Raw genomic sequence first — 17,815 nt, 5'->3', positions numbered from 1 at the left:
ACTGAACATCTCTGCTCTACATCCCCGTCAGTCTTGCATCCACAGCTTTTTTCGATCTTGATCTCTAAATGACATGACGGACAATAATACACATCGCCTTTTTTCATTTCACTACAAACAGCCATAAAGTCCTCCTTAGAATTGAGAGCAGTGTAGCACATTCGAGCTAAGTACGTTGTATATATCTTCAGCGTCTATGCGAATAGTTTTTTCTTAGCGTCATTCCACACCATATCTGGGGTAATGGAATGCATACAGTTAAAATGACCCTTAGGACATGTTTTAGGACCATGTAACCCGCACGGACGACATTCAATATCTGTTTCAAGAACAGTCGAAGCTTCTCCACGCGGGAAGAATCCAAGCTCACGAACAGTAGGACCAAAAATGGCTGTTACAGGAGTCCGCTGTGCCCACGCAAGGTGCATAGGGCCGGAATCGTTTGACACATAACAGTTCAGCTTATTTAAATATGCAGCCAGCTGCACCAGTGTAAGAGCACCGGAAAGGTCAATAAGTCTATCAGAATCCTGCGCGCCGCTCTTATCAATAACTTCCTGAGCCATTGATTCTTCCCCCGGTCCGGCAAACACCATAACCTGCGCACCTGCATCAATGGCTTTAGCAACCACATCTGCATAGTACTCGGCAGGCCAGCGTTTTGTTGCCCACACAGAACCGGGGTGAACCCCGAGCACTGGCGAGTCTATATGCTTACTCCAGAAGGTCTCCACTTCATCATACGCTGATTGCGGCAGCACCATTTCCGGCCAGTCGAGAGTTTTCGTAATAGAAAGCGGCTTTACAAGCTGCAGGAGTCTGTCAATTTCTTCCAGCTCTGGAAATTTTCTATCCACAGTTGTGGTGTAGAGCCAGTTATTGAACAGAGGTTTGTTGTAACCGATACGGGTATGAGCAGATGTCCAGCGCGCTATCACACCACTTCTCAAACTGGTATGAGCAGAAATCCATAATGAATATTCTTTTTGCGCAAGCTCGCGACCGTAGCACATGGCAGAGAAAATTGATTTCTGTGCACCGCGCTTGTCGTATCCATAGACATTGTCCAGTTCCGGCTGAGCAGTAAAAAGAGACTCCACGCCCTTACGGACATAGAAATCTATCGGAGAATCTGGAAATGCAGCCTTTACTGTCCGTATAAGCGGAAGCGTTAAAACAGCATCTCCGAGAAAAGCGGTATTCCATATACCTATTCTGCCCATCTAGTTGTCCCCTTGTACCAGCTCGTTAGCAATCCAACGTGTCGCAGCAGAAAGATCCTTAGCAACGGCGAGTGTCCATCCATTCTCGGTAGAAACAGTCACGTATCCTGTAGTCTCGTCAACTTCAGGAAGCTCCAGCTTCTGGCGTTCTTTTTCGCCTTTGCCAGTAAGAACAAGAATAGACGCTGCTAATCCGGCATTTTTTCCAAGATCAACATCCGCCTGCTTGTCACCGATCATAACGGACTCTTCCGCCAATAATCCATACATATCCTTAAGCTGAGTCCACATACCGGTAAGCGGTTTGCGACAAGTACAGTCATCCTCAGGTGCGTGCGGGCAGAAAACTGTATCTTCGATCAAAGCGCCGAACAGTTCTGTAAGTTCATCAAGTCTAACTGTGCACGCGTGCAGATCATCTTCAGTAAAATATCCACGCCCAATGCCGGACTGGTTGGTGAGAACATACATGCGCATACCTGCCTGCTGAAGCGCGGCAAGAGCTCTGCCTCCTTCCGGAACAAGCTCTACGCCATCCGGATCAGAAAGGTAATGTTTGTCTACAATCACTGTACCGTCACGATCAAGCAGTATATTTTTAATCTGCGCCATTTATTTTTTCCCTGAGCTTCTGTTATCAGTTATGCTGGAGTTGCGTTCGCGATTCTTTCGCACGGCATTCAGTTTTTTGCAAGAAAATGAGACAGAGATCACATCTTGAATAACGGCACAATGATAGCTAAACCGCCTAATATATTTTTCTAACAATATATTTTTTTTACATCGTTAAGATATTGCTATCTCGTTAGTAAGTTAATAATAATTACTTGCACTCGCGGGCAAGGGGCAAGCCGGATATTCACATGCAAGCCTCACGTACTATGGAAACAGGCTTTCCAGGGGTTCTTGAAGCAACAAAAGCCCCCCACTGTAAGCACGTTTCCCCAAAACACGCGCCTGCGATAACAATGCGGTAACTACCTATCGGTACACATATGAACACCGTGACGATTTATTTAATCTATCTGAAGGAACTACATGTTTGAGTTAATAACCGCCGTAACATTTTCTATCGTTGTTTCGGCTACATGCTCTATTACTGAGGCTGTTTTATACTCCGTTCCGTGGAGTCATATTGAACGGCTCCGTAGCTCCGGTTCTAAAGCCGGTAACCTGCTATTTAAACTTCGTAGTGATGTGGAACGTCCTATCACAGCCATCCTTACACTGAACACCGTCGCCAACACTGCCGGTGCAACATTGGCAGGTGCTGCGTTTACCAAAGTGTATGGCGCAGAATACATGCCATATTTTGCGGTCGGCTTTACTATAAGCATCTTAATCTTTTCAGAGATTCTGCCTAAAACAATCGGGGTTTCTTACGCCAACCAGATAAGCAGATTTATTGCAAAACCGCTAAACTATCTTGTTCTCGCACTAGGTCCGGTTATTTACATCTGTTCATGGATGACGCGTAAACTTACACCTTCCCATAAAGGGCCGAACGCCACTGAAGATGACATCCGCGCAATCGTAACCATGTCCCGCCGTGCAGGCGAAATCGAACCGAGCGAAGCTATATCTATCCAGAATATTCTTTCACTCGATAGCAAGCATGTAAACGAAGTTATGACTCCTCGCACAGTAACCTTCACCCTGCCGGTGGATATTACTGTAAAAGAAGCACAACAACAGCTAAACATTAAGCATCACAGCCGTATTCCGGTGTATGCTGAAGATAATGAAGACATAGTGGGCATTGTTATGCGCCGCTACATATATGAAGAACTTGCTGCAGGTCGAACTGAAACCAAACTTTCAGAACTTATGCGCCCTGTGCATTTTGTGCTCGATTCAGTCACACTTGATAAAGTGCTTAGAAATTTTCTTGAACGCAGAGACCACCTTTTTGTAGCCATTGATGAATATGGCGGCATAAGCGGTGTTGTTTCACTTGAGGATGTGCTCGAGGAAATTCTTGGTAAAGAGATTGTGGACGAAACAGACCGCATTGATGACATGCAGCGACATGCAAGAAATAAAAGAAAACAGCTGGGTAAAGGTAAATTGATTAAGCGCTAATAGTAATGTATATCATTTTATACTAGAAAACTAAAAGGCGTATTCAAGCGCCCTGTTTATGCAGCTAACTTTCGTTAAAAGGCATAAAAACAGGGCGTAGTATTCCGATACCCAAAAACTATTTGTTGCAATGAACCACCAAACCAATTATTCGAAAAAGGCATCTGAACCGGGGGAGAAAGGCTCAGATAGCACAGGACATTTCTGTCCATAAACTCGACACTGTCAGGAGACACTATGGCAAAGAAAAACGGCAAAAGCGTATATATTGCTGCCCTGCTTCTTTTTTTAGGAGGCCTCGGGTATCTGCTTTTCACCGGTTTTTCACAGAACAGCGTATACTTCCTGGAAGTTTCTGAAGCATTAGCTATGACGCCGGACCAGCTTGGTTCTGCCCGACTTTTCGGTACCGTTAAATCTGGCAACATTGAGCGACATGAGGAGGGTCTGGGCGTAACCTTCATTCTTGAAGATGCTAATGATAAGAAGCTTGTATTACCTGTTGTTTATAAAGGCGTTGTACCGGACACATTTAAAGCCGGTGCTGAAGTCATTATTGAAGGTAATATCGATAACGCCACAAAGGCGTTTCAGGCACGTACACTGATGACTAAATGTCCATCGAAATACGAAAAGAAAAACAGGGAATAACCGGCTGCACACTGGTTTGATTCCACCTGTATTACTTCCCCCACGTCGCCGTTTATCGGCTGAAGGAGCATTATGCATCTCTTAGCATTTTTGCTGCTGGTGGCGTCTTTGCTGTTTGCCATTGGCTTCGGCGCTGTCGCTGCGTTGCAGATTTGGCAGGGACGCTCTACCCTGCTGCATTGGATCGAAAAATCGCAGATGATGATTACAACTCTCATCACTGTGAGTTCGTTCATTCTTCTCTGGGCACTGGTTAATTTTGATTTCTCTAACTACTATGTATCAAGTTATACCAGTCTCGACCTTCCACTTTTCTACCGCATTACCGCCTTCTGGGCTGGTCAAGCTGGCTCTTTGCTCTTCTGGGCATGGTCTGTAGCTTTATGCGGCATCATTTTTCTTTACACTAACGCGTACAGAGCACTTTCAGACGGCACTAAAATGTGGTTCTGGATGTTGTTCCTTACGTTTATTGGTTTCTTCTTATTCCTGTTAACCACATGGTCCAACCCGTTCTCACTTATCAGCCCGGTTCCTGCTGATGGTAACGGCTTGAACCCATTGTTGCAGAACCCAGGCATGATTTTTCATCCTCCGCTTCTGTTCCTTGGTTACGGTGGTTTCACCATTCCTAGTTGTCTCGCCCTCGCTCAGGCTCTTAACAGAAGCCAACATGAAGAAGGAAGCTGGACAGACGCATCCCGCAACATGATTCTGTTTGCATGGCTCACCCTTACCGCAGGTATTATCCTCGGTTGCTGGTGGTCATACATGGAACTTGGCTGGGGTGGTTACTGGGCATGGGATCCTGTAGAAAACGCATCGCTTATTCCTTGGCTCGTAGGGTCTGCATTCTTGCATACTTCTGTTATCGAATCACGCCGAGGCAAGCTGCACAGAACAAACACCTTCCTTGTTGCACTCACAACTATTTCTGCTGTGTTCGCAACCTACCTTGTACGTAGTGGTGTTGTTGAATCCTTGCATGCATTCGGTGACGGTGGCGTTGGTACTCCACTGCTCATCTTTATTATTTTCTTTACCGTGTTGTCCTTGTTTGCGGCAATAACCAGCAAGAACCCTAAAGCAAAGCCAATGGCTGATCTTCTCAGTCGTGAAGGTATGCTGCTGGTTGCTGCATGGTTCCTTATTGCACTTGGTGTTATCATGCTCATTGCTACAATGTGGCCGGTATTCTCCAAGTTCTTTACAAGCAACCCGCAGGGACTTGATCAAGACTTCTACAACAAAGTCTGTATGCCACTGGCAGCTATCCTCTCCGTACTGTTGATGATCTGCCCGTGGATGAAGTGGAACGGCGGTGTTAAGAGCGCAACCATGCTCGGCGCTGTTGTCGGCGTATTCCTCGTCACTGGTGTAGGCATGTATGTTGCCGGATACCAGATTCCAGTTTCTATTCTTGCTGTAGCTTCCGCTGCTGCATGCATTGTCGGCATTGTACTGCTGTTTGCTACAGACGCATCTGTACGCAAGAGCAACCGTGCTATCGGCGCATACGGCGTACACCTCGGTGTTGCACTTATCGTTATCGGTATTGCATTTTCCGGTTCGTACAAGCAGGAAATTCAGACTCAGATCAGTCGTAACGCAACTGTTACTCTTGATCAGTACACATTCAAATACAACCAATTGTATGAAGGCGAAGCAAAGGAATATATCTTCCTGCAAGCCGAGATTGACGTTTATGAAGACGGCAAACTCATTGGAACGCTTGAACCTCAGCGTCGCCTCTACAACAAGTTCGGCAAAGACAGATCCTTCGCAGAAGTATCCATTATCCCGTCCCTTGGTGAAGAGCTTTACGCTTCTCTCTTAGGTGCAGACGCTCAGGGTAACATTACCGTTACATTGAGTATTGAACCGATGGTTAACTGGTTCTGGATTGGTGGTACGCTTATGTGTCTCTTCCCGTTCATCGGGTTTACCAGATTCCGCAAATCTGAAAAGGTAACGGATGCTGCTTAAACTGGACAAGGTTGCCAAATTTTACGGCAACCGTCTGATCATCAAGGATGTTTCCTGCACTGTTGAACCGGGCACAGTAACCATACTGGCCGGCCCTAACGGTGCGGGCAAATCAACCTTGCTTAAGATTATGGCAGGTCTTTCCGAGCCTACGGCCGGAGAGGTTGAGCTTACAGTAGAAAACGACAGTATTGGGTATGTAGGACATCAGACCTTCATTTATCCTGATTTGTCAGCACTTGAAAACTTGTCGTTCTGGTCTTCCCTCCACGGGCAGAAGAATGACGAAGAAACACTGCTTGCCGCACTTGATCGAGTGGAGCTTAAACGCTTTGCTTTTGAACGCGCAGGCTGTTTCTCACGCGGCATGGCGCAGCGTTTAAATCTTGCCCGTGTCTTTTTGCTTCAGCCGTCCCTTATTCTGCTCGACGAGCCGGGTACAGGACTGGATGTCCGTTCTATGGTCATCCTGCACAACGAAATTGCTGCTGCAAAAGAACGCGGTGCGGGGCTTGTGTGGATAAGCCACTCCGTCGCTGCCGATCTTGTGCGCGCCGATAAAGTACTCGCCATTCGAGATAAGAAGGTTGAATACTTTGGTGATGCACAGGGTTACACACCGGAGGCGGCATGTTAAAAGCTGCTGTTTCCATTGCTGCAAAAGACCTGAAACTTGTGCTCGCACGAGGAACAGGACTTATTCAAGCGCTTCTACTCGGCTTACTGCTTATCTTTGTATTCAGTTTGTCCCAGCAGGTTGGTGAAAAAATGAGTGCACAGGCTGCTGCTGCCATCTTCTGGTTGGCATCAGTGTTCTGTCAGGTACTTGTCTTTAATACATTATTCAGTTTGGAAGAACAAAACGGCGCACGATTCGGCCTGCTCCTTTCCCCTGCACCTGTGCAGTCGGTCTGGATCGGTAAAGGAATTGGCGGATTCGTTCTTCTGTTATGTGCTCAAGCGGTATTTCTACCGGCAACGATTGTATTCCTAGGTCAATCTGTATCCGAATTATGGCATATAGGACTGGCAATGGTTTTTGCCATTGACCTTGGATTAGTTTTGCTTGGTGCCCTGCTTGGTGCACTTTCACAGGGACAGGCTGCTAAAGAGTCACTACTCTCTATCATTTTGTTCCCATTGCTTATTCCTATTCTACTCGCAGGCGTGCGTATCGGTTCTGCTGCTTTTTCCGGAATCATTCCGGAAGGATTCGGCGACTGGCTGGGCATTGTTTGTGCGTTTGATGCGCTGTTCGGCGCTGCGGGGCTTTTGCTCTTCGGCTACATCTACAGCGGCGAAGAATAGGGTTGATGACAACACCGCACACGTTGCGTTGAGTTGTCCCACCCTCATTAGGAAATAACTTTGTCAGTTACTGACTGTTTTGCTATAAAATCAGGCAGTCAGACATGCAGATAACAGTTACAGAGGATATGATGCGAACAAAATGGATAGCACCTGTGGCGCTTTTAGCCGCACCCGCAATGGCATTATGCCAGTACCTCATCTACCAGTATGCCCCTGTTGAACAGGTTATGGGCATTGTGCAGAAGGTGTTTTACACCCACTTGCCACTGGCATGGTGGTCACTCTTCAGCTTCTTCTGTGTATTCATTGCCTCCATTCTGTATTTGAAAACCCGCAAGCGCTTCTGGGACAACGTCGCAGCAGCATCAGCAGAAGTGGGTGTTCTTTTCAGTGGATTGGCACTGGTTACCGGTATGATCTGGGGACGACATAGCTGGGGTGTTTGGTGGACATGGGACCCGCGTCTTACCACTACACTTGTTATGTGGTTCGTATACGCAGGGTACTTAATCCTGCGCTCCATGTCTCTTTCAACAGAACGTAAGGCTGTGGTCAGCTCCGTTGTCGGCATTGCCGCCTTCATTGATGTACCGCTTGTTTTCCTTTCCGCCCGATTATGGCGCTCAATCCACCCTGCTGTATTCAACAGCGAAACAGGTGGGTTGGAGCCGGAAATGAAAATTACGGCCATTGTCTGTGTTGTCTGCTTCGGTCTTATCTGGGCTACTTTTGTGGGCATCCGCTCATCACAGATGGCTCTTTCTGACCGCATAGATAACCTGACAACTCACGACGAAATATAACCATCTGAACGAATAAGGCACATAAGGTATCCATCATGGAAAGCTCTAATTGGCTCATCATGACTAACGTTGCAGTGATTGTCAGTGCGATCTGCTTCGGTCTTATTTGCGCCGCCCTTGTGGGCATTCGTTCTTCACAGGTGGCTCTTACTGACCGTATTGAAAAGTTAACATCACACAAATAAATATCAGCGCCTGAATTTACTAGGCACTCAAGGAGATTCATCATGGAAAGCTCCAACTGGCTCCTCATGGCTAACGTTGCAGTATGGGTAGGCATTGCAGGCTACCTCTTCTTTATCGCACGCAAACATTGCGAGCTGAGCAAACGTGTTCGTCAAATGGAGTTACTGAATGACTAATGCTCCAATGAAGCAACCAACATCGGTTGCAAAAATATTCATTGCTGTAATCCTTTTAGGATTTGCAATAATGCTTGTTACCTCCGGTGTGTACCGTACTAAACATCCGAGTCTGACAAAATTTGTTCAGGTTCGTACCGATAACGCCGCCGAAGCAACATCAGACAACTCAGCGCACATTGCAGACCTTATGGGCAAGCTCAAAAGCGACGCAAACAATGTTAAGCTGATTGAAGAAATTGCTCAGCACTTTATGGAAGATAAAGAGTACAGTCAGGCACGCAAGTTTATTCAGCGAGGCATAGTGGCCCAGCCGAACAACGCGCACCTGTTCTACATGCTCGGCATGGCTAACTTCAAGCTGGAGAGCTACACAAAGGCAGCCAAAGCCTTTGAGACCTCTCTTACGCTTGCAGAAGATCCTTCCGCACGTTACAATTTAGGGGTACTACTTAAATACTATCTGGATAAACCGGCAGAAGGTATTGAGCAGTTCCAAAAAATTATTGAATCCTCTGCCAATAAAGATCTTAAAGCCGCTGCGCAGAAAGAACTCGATGATAAATAAAACTACACAAATACAGTAACGCACAAAGCGCATTGCACTTGCAATGCGCTTTTTTTATACCCGTGACGTGCCGCGTACGTAACGTATTTGTCTCATGCTGTATCAGATAATCTTTTTTGAATTATATGGTACAGTGCCTACGATTCGGTTTCGCTACTAATAAAAAGTATAATCAACCGTTGACAGGGACTCAAAGGGCGCATACGCTAACGGGATTACCTAAAGTACTATTCACCTAAACACACTAGGTATGAACGTACTGAACTACAGGCCGGTTAAACGCGTGAATTTACGCGACTGTGGCCTTTTTTAATAGCTACCCAAAACTTATTTGGAGACCCACACCATGAGCGTAATCTTAGGCAAAGCACTGACTTTTGACGACGTGTTGCTTCTTCCTGGTTATTCCGAAGCCACGCCGGATCAGGTGGATATTTCCACCATGCTCACAAGCTCCATCGCACTGAACATTCCGCTTATTTCAGCAGCAATGGATACTGTCACCGAATCTGCAATGGCCATCGCAATGGCTCGACACGGTGGCATCGGTGTTGTTCACAAAAACATGCCGCTTGAGCAGCAGTGCCATGAAATAGAAAAGGTTAAAAAATCCGAATCAGGAATGATCCTTGATCCGGTGACTGTAGAGCCTACCTTGACTATCACTCAGGCTCTTGAAGTTATGTCCACCTACAGAATTTCCGGCCTTCCTGTCGTAGAAAACGGAAACCTCGTTGGTATCATCACCAACCGTGACGTTCGTTTTGTTGACGACTCTGACGCAACTCTCGTTTCTGACATGATGACTAAAGATAAGCTTGTGACTGTTCCTGTGGGCACCACCCTCGAACAGGCTAAAGAGCATTTGCACAAGCACCGTATCGAAAAACTGCTCGTTGTTGATTCTGACAACCACTTGCAGGGCATCATCACCATGAAGGATATTGAGAAAGAAATTAAATATCCAAAAGCATGTAAAGATGAAAACGGCCGTCTCCGTGTTGCAGCAGCACTCGGTGTTGGTGAAGATTGCATTGAACGCGCTCAGGCTCTGCTCGATGCAGGTGCTGACGTTCTCGTTCTTGACTCTGCACATGGTCACTCTCTTAACATTCTGAAAGCTGTAGAATCTATTCGCACCTCCTTCCCTGAAGCGCAGATTATTGCAGGCAACGTTGCTACCTACGAAGGTGCAAAAGCTTTATTCGAAGCTGGCGCAGACACCGTTAAGGTTGGTATCGGACCTGGCTCTATCTGCACTACTCGTATTGTTGCGGGCGTTGGTGTTCCACAGATTACAGCCGTGCAGGAATGCTGCAAAGCAGCTAAAGAATTTGGTCGTCACATCATTGCTGATGGTGGCATCAAGTACTCCGGCGACATTGTAAAAGCCCTGTGCGTTGGCGCATCTTCTATCATGGTCGGCTCCCTCTTCGCTGGTACAGATGAATCCCCGGGTGAGACTGTTCTCTATCAGGGTCGTCGTTACAAAAACTACCGCGGCATGGGTTCCATTGATGCAATGAAAGCCGGTAGCTCTGATCGCTACTTCCAGGAAAAGAGCAAAAAGCTTGTTCCTGAAGGCATTGTTGGACGCGTACCGTACAAAGGCCCTGTACAGGACTCCGTACACCAGCTCTTAGGTGGCCTTCGTGCCGGTATGGGCTACATTGGCGCAAAAACTATTGTTGACATGCCTGAGGTTTCCAAAATGGTGGAAATTTCTGCTGCAGGTCTTCGTGAATCTCATGTTCACGACGTTATCATTACGAAAGAAGCTCCCAACTACCGAGTTGAGAACTAATCTCTCTTTTTAGAGGAACTTATGGACGCACTTAGCAAAGTCATTATTGTTGACTACGGCTCTCAGTTTACACAGCTTATTGCTCGTCGCGTACGCGAAGCAGGCGTATACTCTGAAATTCACCCTTGCATCGTAACAGCCGAAGAAGTCAAAGCAATGAATCCTTCCGCTGTGATTCTTTCCGGTGGTCCTTCAAGTGTAGGCGACGTTGACGCTCCTACACTTGATATGGGTCTGCTTGAACTCGGCGTACCAGTACTCGGTATCTGCTACGGCATGCAGTTGCTCGCTCAAAACATGGGTGGCCAGCTTGCAAGCTCTGAAACCCGTGAATACGGCCCAGCAGATTTCAACATGACTTCAGACTGCCCTCTCTTTGCTGACCTTAACCGTGAAGAATCCTTACGTGTATGGATGTCTCACGGCGATCAGGTTAAAGCTGTTCCGCCTTGCTTCGAAGTTATCGGTTCTACCGAGACCCTCGAAGTTGCAGCAATGGCATGCGTTGAGAAAAACATCTACGCGCTTCAGTACCACCCGGAAGTACATCACTCCGAAGGTGGCGACATCATGATCAACAACTTCCTCTTCAAAATTGCAGGTATCAAACCAGACTGGACTATGTCCGGCTTTATTGATTCTGTTATCAAAGATTGTCAGGAAACTGTTGGCCCTGAAGGCAACGTAGTTTGTGGCCTCTCCGGCGGCATTGACTCTACCGTTGTTGCTGTTCTTCTGAACAAAGCAATCGGTCACCGCCTCCACTGCATCTTTGTTGACAACGGCCTCATGCGTCAAAACGAAGTTGAAGAAGTTTCCAGCTACCTGCGCGAACACTTCGACCTCAACCTCACTGTTGTTGACGCACGCGAACGCTTCTTGTCCAAACTTGTAGGCGTTGAAGATCCTGAGAAAAAACGTAAACTCATCGGTTACGAATTCATCGAAGTATTTGATGAAGAAGCAACCCGTATTGATAACGTAAAATTCCTTGCACAGGGTACACTCTACCCTGACGTAATCGAATCTATCTCTCACAAAGGCCCTTCTGCAGTAATCAAAAGCCATCACAACGTTGGCGGCCTGCCTGAAGATATGGAACTTAAACTCATCGAGCCGCTTCGCGAGCTTTTCAAAGATGAAGTACGTAAAGTTGCTATCGAACTCGGCATGCCTGATTCCGTAGTTTGGCGTCAGCCTTTCCCTGGTCCAGGCCTTGCCATCCGCATTATCGGTGAAATTACCGATGAACGTCTCACTATTTTGAGAAAAGCAGACAAAATCGTACAGAACGAGTTGACTGCATCCGGATGGTATCGCAAAGTGTGGCAGGGCTTTGCTGTTCTGCTGCCGCTTAAGACTGTTGGGGTTATGGGCGACGACAGAACCTATGAAAACGTTATTGCCCTTCGAATTGTGGATAGTGTAGATGCTATGACAGCGGACTGGGCACGCCTTCCTTCTGAACTTCTGGAAAAAATTTCCAGCCGTATCATCAATGAAGTTAATGGCATCAACCGCGTTGTATATGACATCTCATCCAAGCCACCGAGCACTATCGAGTGGGAATAAGCCAACCTTAGCTAATTGGGCGTGACTGCATGTTTGGAATCGGTACTACTGAAATACTGGTTATTCTTGTTGTAGCACTTATTGTGCTGGGTCCTAAGAGTTTGCCAAAAGTGGCTCGTACACTTGGGAAAGGTCTTGCGGAATTTCGCCGTGTTTCTACAGACTTTCAGCGTACTATCAACACTGAAATCGCTTTAGATGACCACGCAAAAGAGAAGAAAGTTGCTGAAAAGAAAATTTTCGGTGAAGAAAACTCTAAAGCGGAAGCAGCACCTGCACCTGAACCGGCTACTGAGCCATCAACTCCGGACTCTACCGGAAACCTTGCAGTAGCTCCTGATAATGCAGAAGCACAGCCAATAGCTGAGAATGCTGACAAGAAGACCGAGAAGGAACAGGCGTAATGAGCGTTGATAAAAAAGATGACGCTCAGCCTTCTGAAGCAGACGAAACTGCTTCCAGTAACGAGCACAATGAAAACGATGAATCTTCCAGTAAGATTGATGATTCTGATGTGCGCGAAGAAGGAAGCGATGATTCTGACCCTTCTGCTGAGATGAACTTCTCAGACGGTCCTCGTCCTGATCGCATTGAAGATCACGACGATGAAGATATAGATAACACCGCGTCCGAGGCACAAGCTGCCTCGGACGGCGGTGATTCTAATGAAGAAGAGCAGGAAACTTCCGACTCTGTTACTCTGACTGATCGTATTGATGCGATGGAAGATGAGGACGAAGAAGACGAGGAAGAAGAGGCCATGACCCTCTTGCAGCACCTTGATGAACTGCGTGTGCGCTTAAAGCGCATCAGCTTTGCTATCATCATCGGCTGTCTTGCCTGTTACAGCTTTGCCGAACAGCTTTTTGACTATCTGGTTCTGCCGATGGTTGCTGTGATGCCGGATCAAAGCTCTTTCATCTACACAGCGCCGCACGAAGCGTTTGTGACCTACCTTAAAGTAGCTGCACTGGCAGGCTTTTTTGCTTCCAGTCCATACATTTTCTATCAAATTTGGGCATTTATTGCACCGGGACTCTACGAAGAAGAGCGCAAGTACATTGTACCAATCGCATTCTTCTCTGCTGCCTGCTTTATCGGCGGCGGCGCATTTGCCTACTTTGTAGTATTCCCGTTTGCTTTTGAATTTTTCATGAGCTTCAACACTGGCAACATTCAGGCTATGCTCAAGCTGAACGAATATTTAAGTTTCTCGATGAAGCTTATCTTCGCCTTCGGTCTTGTGTTCGAAATGCCGCTGTTTGCCCTGTTCCTGAGCAGATTAGGACTTGTTACAGCAACTATGATGCGTAAAGCACGTAAGTTTGCTATACTATTCTCATTTGTTCTGGCCGCTCTTCTTACGCCACCGGATGTTGTATCCCAGCTTCTTATGGCGGGACCGTTGATGATTCTTTATGAAATCTCAATTGTCATCGCTGCTGTTTTCGGTAAAAACCGCCGTTCTGAGAAAGAAAGCGACGATACCGAAGACGACGATGAAGCAGTGGCCGAGTCTTAACAGACTCCTTCAACACTTTTCAGGTGTACTACAGGCCGGGCTTTTGCCCGGCTTTTAACCATCCACTGACTAAACCTGAGGTAAACGTATGACTCAACGTACCGCAACCATTACAAGAGACACAAGTGAGACCAAAGTAGCACTTACTCTTACTCTGGACGGAACCAGCAATGTAGATGTGAAAACTGGTTGGGGATTTGCCGACCATATGCTCACTCTTATCGCATTCTGGGGCGGATTTGATCTCCATATTCATTGTGACGGAGATTTACACGTTGATGCACATCATACACTCGAAGACATTGGCATCTGCTTTGGTAATGCCCTCCGCGAAGCTCTTGGTGACCGAAAAGGCATCAACCGCATCGGCATGGCTAAAGTACCAATGGACGAATCAATATCTGAAGTGAACATCGACATTTCCGGCCGCCCTTATCTTGTCTACCGAGGCGACGACTTACTGCCTCCTGTTATTGCTGGAGATGAGTCAGATTTGTGGCGCGAATTTTTTAAATCAGTAAGCTATGGTGCAAGAATAAACATGCACATTTCTTACCTTTATGGTAAAAATGGACATCACCTGCTCGAATCAGCATGCAAGGGCTTAGGACTGGCATTGCGTATGGCTGCTTCTTGTGATCGAAACCAACTACTCAGCACCAAAGGGAGTCTCGATTAATGCATAAACACCTTCGTTATACCGGACTTATTATTTGCCTTCTTGGCTTGTTCATGATTGCCGGTTGCTCTAAAGCAAAAGCACCAGCCCAGCTACCACCACTTGCTATGGGTCTGGCCATGTTTACCCAGCCAACCAACACTGGGGACCTGCTTGCTGGATACATCCCTTCTGATCAGTACAAAGTTTCCCCTGAAACACTGGATCAATTGGATGCTGATTTTGATAAACTTTTGAGGACAGAAACTCGCCGCATATACACAAAAGGTGCGGCTGCACGCCAGTGTTACGAGATTGTCACTGCACAGCGCAGCGAGACTCCTCTTAATGCGCTTAAGTTCTGGAATCAGGTTGGCATATGTATGAAAACGGACGTTCTTATTATCCCGCAAGTAATTGACTGGACTCCACGCGAAGGTGGCGAAATCGGCGCATTCCAGTCTGCCGGCGTTAATATGGACTTCTATGCATTACGCGTTGATGTTGAAGAGCCTTCTATATCTCGTTTTCATTTTGAAGAAACCCAAGAAAGCCTTTCAAACAACCTTCTTAACGTTAAAAAATGGTTCCAGCGCAAAGGTCAATGGATCACCGCTGAACAACTTGCTGAAGAAGGAATGCGTCAGGCTATAACGGAGCTCGGTCTGTGATAATTTTTCCTGCTGTAGACATTAAAGGCGGACAAGCAGTTCGTCTTAAACAGGGTAAAGCCGATCAGGAAACAGTGTTTTCCTCCGATCCGGTAGCAATGGCAAAGAAATGGCAGGAACAAGGCGGTAAATGGCTCCACGTAATTGATCTTGATGGTGCTTTTTCCGGTGAACCAGTTAACCGCGAGCTTATTAAAAATATTTGCTCCAGTGTTGATATGCCTGTTCAGCTTGGCGGTGGTATTCGTGATCTGGAAACAGCTAAAGCATATCTTAATGCTGGTGTTTCCCGTCTGATCATTGGAACAATCGCACTGACCGAACCTGAACTGTTCGGCTCTATCTGCAAAGCATTTCCGGGTAAAATCGGCGTGTCTCTTGATGCAGAAGGCGGCATATTAAAAACTAAAGGCTGGGTAGAAGACAGCGGCCTTACAATCTACGATGTTCTCCCACGCATGGAAGAGCAAGGCGTAGCATTCATTATCTACACCGACATCGACCGCGATGGTATGCAGACCGGAGTTAACCTCCCTGCACTTACCAAACTGGCACAGACTTCTTCTGTTCCGGTAATCGCAGCAGGCGGCGTAGCTACACTTGATGATATCAAGGCACTCTACCCGCTTACAAAAGAAGCGAACCTTGAAGGCGCTATTTCCGGTAAGGCTATTTATACCGGAACTCTCGACCTTAAAGAAGCTTCCGACTGGATTGCAACTCAAGACTAGCAATTCTATACAACACAAATAAAAAAGCGAACCTGCATGCAGGTTCGCTTTTTTATTTACCCTTTACAGGGTTATTGAGAGTAGTTATTACTTTTAATCACAACTTTCCATTGTATAACAGTTCATTTCTCCACAGGCGCGTATACTACAGCAGGAAACACTCAGCTAAAATCAGGCGCACAACATTATGAAACGTATTTTAGCCGCTGACATTGGCGGAACAAACAGCCGCTTTGCGGCATTTACTGTACATGGAAAAACGATAAGTCATGACCGTAGCATTTGGCTTTCTACAAGTGCTGCGGATAGTTTTGTGCATTTACTGGAACTATTGGCAAGTTCCAACTTTGAACTACAACCGGACAAAGCAGACGCGGTCGTCTTTGGCGTTGCAGGGCCAGTTATAGATGGGTTCAAATGTGACCCGCCGAACATTGCATGGGATATTGATCTCAACGTAGTGCCCAAAAAACTGTGTTGCAACAATGCGTTGTTAATTAATGACTTTCTTGCACAAGCCTACTCAACATTTACTCCTGCTTTTGAAGACGCCATTGAGGTAATCGCGGGAGAGCCTGTTCAAAACTGCCCTATAGCAATTCTTGGGGCGGGTACCGGTCTTGGAAAATCTTTGCTCATTCCCAACGGCACCGGAAAATATCTGCCAGTTCCGTCCGAAGGCGGACACAGTGTTTTTCCGTTTACCAACAAAGAGGAAGCGGAATACGCAGATTTTTTACGTACCAAACTCGGCTGCGAAAAAGTTATTCAAGACTACATACTCTCCGGTTCCGGCCTTGCGCATCTTTTTGAATTCCACACCGGAGAAATTGCACCATCTCATAAGGTGGTAGCACACTTTTCTGAATATCCAGTTGTTCTGGAATGGTTTTCGCGATTCTATGGCAGAATATGTCATAACTTTGTGCTCGATACTTTTGCACTCGGCGGCTTGTACATTACAGGTGGCATCGCTGCTGGAAACCCTGTAGTTGTTAAACATAAAGAGTTTGAAAAGTCGTTTCGCGACTGCGAACAATATCGCAACATGCTTTGCAATGTTCCCATAAAACTTAACCAGAATGAAGAAGCCGGACTCTGGGGAGCTGCTCAATACGGGGCAGACCATCTCATGCATAAAGCTACCCCACGCCCAACAGTCGAAGGAAAATAACATGACAGCAATTCAGGCAAAACGGATCGGCATCGTTACGACTATTGCGTTGATACTTGCGATAGTCTGGTACTTCAACCTCACTGACTATCTCACACTTGAATACGTCAAGGCCAAACAAGATGCGTTTCGAATGTTGTATGGGGAAAACATGTTCCTCGTAGTAGGCGGTTTCATCATCCTCTATATCATTGTGACAGCCTTATCCATACCGGGCGCAGCGATAATGACGCTTGCCGCAGGCGGCTTATTCGGGTTCTGGACAGCCCTGATCGCTGTCTCATTTGCATCTACTATCGGCGCAACACTCGCCTGCTTTGCATCCCGCTATATTCTGAAAGACTGGGTTCAAAATACATTCGGTAATAAAATCGCGAAAATCAATGAAGGCGTAGAAAAAGAAGGTGCATTTTACCTCTTTACCCTGCGCCTTGTACCAATATTTCCATTCTTCGCAGTAAACTTAGTCATGGGCATCACAAGCCTGCCACTACGAACATATTTCTGGGTATCACAGCTGGGAATGCTACCGGGTACAGCTGTATTTGTTAACGCAGGCAAACAACTTGCCACTATTAATGATGTTTCAGACGTCCTTCACCCTATCCACTTAATCTCCTTTGCCCTTCTCGGAATTTTCCCTCTTATCGCGAAATATCTTTTAAAATTTATCCGCAAAGTAAAAGAGAGCAAATAA

20 protein-coding genes are annotated in these 17,815 nt (G+C 46.5%); 18 read left to right on the top strand and 2 right to left on the bottom strand.

Going from position 1 to position 17,815, the window contains the following annotated elements:
* Positions 1-194 precede the first annotated feature (194 nt).
* Positions 195-1,223, bottom strand: coding sequence for a glycosyltransferase family 9 protein (locus tag ACZ5V1_RS02945; RefSeq protein ID WP_464390526.1), 1,029 nt, complete (start codon positions 1,221-1,223; stop codon positions 195-197).
* Entirely contained in the window at positions 1,224-1,835 is a 612-nt protein-coding gene (locus ACZ5V1_RS02940) for a D-glycero-alpha-D-manno-heptose-1,7-bisphosphate 7-phosphatase (RefSeq protein ID WP_464390525.1), read from the bottom strand.
* 426 nt (positions 1,836-2,261) lie between these two features.
* On the opposite strand from ACZ5V1_RS02940, the gene ACZ5V1_RS02935 reads away from it, so the two are divergent.
* From ACZ5V1_RS02935 to ACZ5V1_RS02850, 18 genes are all read left to right on the top strand, one after another.
* The gene (locus ACZ5V1_RS02935) at positions 2,262-3,305 is read left to right on the top strand and encodes a hemolysin family protein (RefSeq protein WP_464390524.1); all 1,044 of its coding nucleotides are present in this window, start codon (positions 2,262-2,264) and stop codon (positions 3,303-3,305) included.
* A 237-nt stretch (positions 3,306-3,542) separates the two neighbouring features.
* Positions 3,543-3,956, top strand: coding sequence for a cytochrome c maturation protein CcmE (locus tag ACZ5V1_RS02930; RefSeq protein WP_464390523.1), 414 nt, complete (start codon positions 3,543-3,545; stop codon positions 3,954-3,956).
* 72 nt (positions 3,957-4,028) lie between these two features.
* A complete protein-coding gene (locus ACZ5V1_RS02925; protein WP_464390522.1) occupies positions 4,029-5,942 on the top strand; it encodes a heme lyase CcmF/NrfE family subunit in 1,914 nt (637 codons plus the stop codon).
* Complete coding sequence (locus tag ACZ5V1_RS02920; protein ID WP_464390521.1) at positions 5,932-6,579, top strand: ABC transporter ATP-binding protein; 648 nt, start codon at positions 5,932-5,934, stop codon at positions 6,577-6,579. The genes ACZ5V1_RS02925 and ACZ5V1_RS02920 overlap by 11 nt, the downstream gene beginning before the upstream one ends.
* Positions 6,573-7,250 carry a heme exporter protein CcmB gene (locus ACZ5V1_RS02915; RefSeq protein ID WP_464390520.1) on the top strand — a complete coding sequence of 226 codons (678 nt, stop codon included), beginning with the start codon at positions 6,573-6,575 and terminating at the stop codon, positions 7,248-7,250. Before ACZ5V1_RS02920 ends, ACZ5V1_RS02915 begins: the two co-directional genes overlap by 7 nt.
* A 131-nt stretch (positions 7,251-7,381) precedes the next feature.
* On the top strand, positions 7,382-8,056 hold the full coding sequence (locus ACZ5V1_RS02910) for a cytochrome c biogenesis protein (protein WP_464391601.1): 675 nt from the start codon (positions 7,382-7,384) through the stop codon (positions 8,054-8,056).
* A 35-nt stretch (positions 8,057-8,091) separates the two neighbouring features.
* Complete coding sequence (locus ACZ5V1_RS02905) at positions 8,092-8,241, top strand: hypothetical protein (protein WP_464390519.1); 150 nt, start codon at positions 8,092-8,094, stop codon at positions 8,239-8,241.
* A gap of 42 nt (positions 8,242-8,283) precedes the next feature.
* On the top strand, positions 8,284-8,418 hold the full coding sequence (locus ACZ5V1_RS02900; RefSeq protein ID WP_019999436.1) for a CcmD family protein: 135 nt from the start codon (positions 8,284-8,286) through the stop codon (positions 8,416-8,418).
* Positions 8,411-8,986: a tetratricopeptide repeat protein gene (locus ACZ5V1_RS02895; RefSeq protein ID WP_464390518.1), complete on the top strand. Its 576-nt coding sequence runs from the start codon at positions 8,411-8,413 to the stop codon at positions 8,984-8,986. The genes ACZ5V1_RS02900 and ACZ5V1_RS02895 overlap by 8 nt, the downstream gene beginning before the upstream one ends.
* Positions 8,987-9,332: 346 nt before the next feature.
* Positions 9,333-10,790: an IMP dehydrogenase gene (guaB, locus tag ACZ5V1_RS02890; RefSeq protein WP_464390517.1), complete on the top strand. Its 1,458-nt coding sequence runs from the start codon at positions 9,333-9,335 to the stop codon at positions 10,788-10,790.
* 21 nt (positions 10,791-10,811) lie between these two features.
* Entirely contained in the window at positions 10,812-12,362 is a 1,551-nt protein-coding gene (gene guaA, locus ACZ5V1_RS02885) for a glutamine-hydrolyzing GMP synthase (RefSeq protein ID WP_464390516.1), read from the top strand.
* A 29-nt stretch (positions 12,363-12,391) separates the two neighbouring features.
* On the top strand, positions 12,392-12,766 hold the full coding sequence (tatB, locus tag ACZ5V1_RS02880) for a Sec-independent protein translocase protein TatB (protein WP_464390515.1): 375 nt from the start codon (positions 12,392-12,394) through the stop codon (positions 12,764-12,766).
* Between the two features lie 356 nt (positions 12,767-13,122).
* On the top strand, positions 13,123-13,884 hold the full coding sequence (gene tatC / locus ACZ5V1_RS02875) for a twin-arginine translocase subunit TatC (protein ID WP_464391600.1): 762 nt from the start codon (positions 13,123-13,125) through the stop codon (positions 13,882-13,884).
* A gap of 88 nt (positions 13,885-13,972) precedes the next feature.
* The gene (hisB, locus tag ACZ5V1_RS02870) at positions 13,973-14,563 is read left to right on the top strand and encodes an imidazoleglycerol-phosphate dehydratase HisB (protein WP_373794082.1); all 591 of its coding nucleotides are present in this window, start codon (positions 13,973-13,975) and stop codon (positions 14,561-14,563) included.
* A complete protein-coding gene (locus ACZ5V1_RS02865; protein WP_464390514.1) occupies positions 14,563-15,213 on the top strand; it encodes a hypothetical protein in 651 nt (216 codons plus the stop codon). The genes hisB and ACZ5V1_RS02865 overlap by 1 nt, the downstream gene beginning before the upstream one ends.
* The gene (gene hisA, locus ACZ5V1_RS02860; protein ID WP_464390513.1) at positions 15,210-15,944 is read left to right on the top strand and encodes a 1-(5-phosphoribosyl)-5-[(5-phosphoribosylamino)methylideneamino]imidazole-4-carboxamide isomerase; all 735 of its coding nucleotides are present in this window, start codon (positions 15,210-15,212) and stop codon (positions 15,942-15,944) included. Before ACZ5V1_RS02865 ends, hisA begins: the two co-directional genes overlap by 4 nt.
* Positions 15,945-16,131: 187 nt before the next feature.
* A complete protein-coding gene (locus ACZ5V1_RS02855; RefSeq protein WP_464390512.1) occupies positions 16,132-17,118 on the top strand; it encodes a glucokinase in 987 nt (328 codons plus the stop codon).
* 1 nt (position 17,119) lies between these two features.
* Complete coding sequence (locus tag ACZ5V1_RS02850; protein WP_464390511.1) at positions 17,120-17,815, top strand: TVP38/TMEM64 family protein; 696 nt, start codon at positions 17,120-17,122, stop codon at positions 17,813-17,815.

This window comes from Halodesulfovibrio oceani subsp. galateae (genome assembly GCF_055397225.1).
This window is presented reverse-complemented; position numbering and strand designations above follow the sequence as displayed.

Bases quoted from the DNA above. Each gene is read 5' to 3' on its own strand.
- ACZ5V1_RS02945 (WP_464390526.1), bottom strand. From the start codon at position 1,223: ATGGGCAGAATAGGTATATGGAATACCGCTTTTCTCGGAGATGCTGTT.
- ACZ5V1_RS02940 (WP_464390525.1), bottom strand. From the start codon at position 1,835: ATGGCGCAGATTAAAAATATACTGCTTGATCGTGACGGTACAGTGATT.
- ACZ5V1_RS02935 (WP_464390524.1), top strand. From the start codon at position 2,262: ATGTTTGAGTTAATAACCGCCGTAACATTTTCTATCGTTGTTTCGGCT.
- ACZ5V1_RS02930 (WP_464390523.1), top strand. From the start codon at position 3,543: ATGGCAAAGAAAAACGGCAAAAGCGTATATATTGCTGCCCTGCTTCTT.
- ACZ5V1_RS02925 (WP_464390522.1), top strand. From the start codon at position 4,029: ATGCATCTCTTAGCATTTTTGCTGCTGGTGGCGTCTTTGCTGTTTGCC.
- ACZ5V1_RS02920 (WP_464390521.1), top strand. From the start codon at position 5,932: ATGCTGCTTAAACTGGACAAGGTTGCCAAATTTTACGGCAACCGTCTG.
- ACZ5V1_RS02915 (WP_464390520.1), top strand. From the start codon at position 6,573: ATGTTAAAAGCTGCTGTTTCCATTGCTGCAAAAGACCTGAAACTTGTG.
- ACZ5V1_RS02910 (WP_464391601.1), top strand. From the start codon at position 7,382: ATGCGAACAAAATGGATAGCACCTGTGGCGCTTTTAGCCGCACCCGCA.
- ACZ5V1_RS02905 (WP_464390519.1), top strand. From the start codon at position 8,092: ATGGAAAGCTCTAATTGGCTCATCATGACTAACGTTGCAGTGATTGTC.
- ACZ5V1_RS02900 (WP_019999436.1), top strand. From the start codon at position 8,284: ATGGAAAGCTCCAACTGGCTCCTCATGGCTAACGTTGCAGTATGGGTA.
- ACZ5V1_RS02895 (WP_464390518.1), top strand. From the start codon at position 8,411: ATGACTAATGCTCCAATGAAGCAACCAACATCGGTTGCAAAAATATTC.
- guaB (WP_464390517.1), top strand. From the start codon at position 9,333: ATGAGCGTAATCTTAGGCAAAGCACTGACTTTTGACGACGTGTTGCTT.
- guaA (WP_464390516.1), top strand. From the start codon at position 10,812: ATGGACGCACTTAGCAAAGTCATTATTGTTGACTACGGCTCTCAGTTT.
- tatB (WP_464390515.1), top strand. From the start codon at position 12,392: ATGTTTGGAATCGGTACTACTGAAATACTGGTTATTCTTGTTGTAGCA.
- tatC (WP_464391600.1), top strand. From the start codon at position 13,123: ATGACCCTCTTGCAGCACCTTGATGAACTGCGTGTGCGCTTAAAGCGC.
- hisB (WP_373794082.1), top strand. From the start codon at position 13,973: ATGACTCAACGTACCGCAACCATTACAAGAGACACAAGTGAGACCAAA.
- ACZ5V1_RS02865 (WP_464390514.1), top strand. From the start codon at position 14,563: ATGCATAAACACCTTCGTTATACCGGACTTATTATTTGCCTTCTTGGC.
- ACZ5V1_RS02855 (WP_464390512.1), top strand. From the start codon at position 16,132: ATGAAACGTATTTTAGCCGCTGACATTGGCGGAACAAACAGCCGCTTT.
- ACZ5V1_RS02850 (WP_464390511.1), top strand. From the start codon at position 17,120: ATGACAGCAATTCAGGCAAAACGGATCGGCATCGTTACGACTATTGCG.